Origin of the sequence: Desulfocucumis palustris (genome assembly GCF_002933875.1) — a bacterium.
GTDB classification, from domain to species: domain Bacteria; phylum Bacillota; class Desulfotomaculia; order Desulfotomaculales; family Desulfocucumaceae; genus Desulfocucumis; species Desulfocucumis palustris.
In genome coordinates, this window is sequence record NZ_BFAV01000100.1 from 1 (window position 1) to 1,137 (window position 1,137).

The 1,137-nt window shown below is 39.8% G+C and carries 2 protein-coding genes; one reads left to right on the top strand and one right to left on the bottom strand.

Annotated features, from left to right (window positions below; translation table 11 throughout):
* Positions 1-6: 6 nt before the first annotated feature.
* On the top strand, positions 7-333 hold the full coding sequence (locus DCCM_RS07550) for a nucleotidyltransferase domain-containing protein (RefSeq protein ID WP_104371814.1): 327 nt from the start codon (positions 7-9) through the stop codon (positions 331-333).
* Positions 334-733: 400 nt separating this feature from the next.
* Here the strand turns inward: DCCM_RS07550 and DCCM_RS07555 are convergent.
* Positions 734-1,137, bottom strand: a 404-nt coding sequence (locus DCCM_RS07555; protein ID WP_104371815.1) for a hypothetical protein, incomplete at its 5' end; no start/stop codon positions are given.

Sequence of the window (1,137 nt, forward strand, 5' to 3'; positions counted from 1 at the left end):
ACAGCAATTGGAGTAGAAGAAATAATAAAATCGTACCTGCTTGTGCTTGAGAAGAAAGGAATCCCCACCCAAAAGGCTTATTTATTCGGCTCTCAGGCCAAGGGCACCGCCGGACCATACAGCGATATTGATTTGATTGTAGTCTCACCTGCTTTTACCGCTATGCCCCGGTGGAAGAGGCTGGAAATCCTCGGTGACGCTTTGGCTGAAATAATGGAACCCATAGAGGTAATAGGTTACGCCCCGGACGAGATTGATCTGGCACAAAAACAAAAAGCAGGCTTTTTAAACGAAATACTGTCAGGACCAGGAACAATCGAATTCAGGATATGACTATACGAAAGCCTCCGGAATAACGGAGGCTTTCGTATATACAGTAATATATAATATGGATTATCTTCCAGGAAACAATGCAATGGGGGTCAGGCTCTTAACTTATTAACTTATACACTAATGGTGTACACGCCTTCTTTCGTTAACCAGGAGGAATTTGAGATTATAAAGTGTGGAACGGGGTTTAGAAGATTGCTGCCAGCAAAAATTTCTTATTCAAAATCGGCATGAGAGCAAGGATATTCATTAATTGAGATAGCCGGTTACATTGGGGTTTCCCCTGTGGCAGCATTCAAATATATAAACGAGAAACGAAAGAATAAGTTAATAAGTTAAGGGCCTGACCCTTTCGATATCCCTGCTAAGTCGTGCCTTGGTCAAATAAAAACTCAAAAAGCGACTATATTTTCCACATACCTTCCAGCGGTTCTCTGTACCTTGAAATCAACAATGCTATGACTATCAGCAAAATGGACTGAGGTAAACCAGTCAATGTCCACAAAGTATCATCGGATATCAATTTACTAATTTTAATATTTAAAATAATTATAAATACCTTATTCATAAGCGTTTCCAGCAAAAATAAAACAGCAAAACTGAAAAAAACCGCTAGAAAGCTTGTGGAAGATGGTGTTTTTGTAGACCGTATGATAAATATAGCGATCAACAAAATAGCCACTACTGTGTGCAGCCCGAAGGTTACAGGCAGATTTCTTATGGTATAGATTATTACTGCCAAAACAATGCCAACCACTAAAACAATTCCCCAGCGCAATTTCACTCTGACAATAGCAAGGCTGCAAG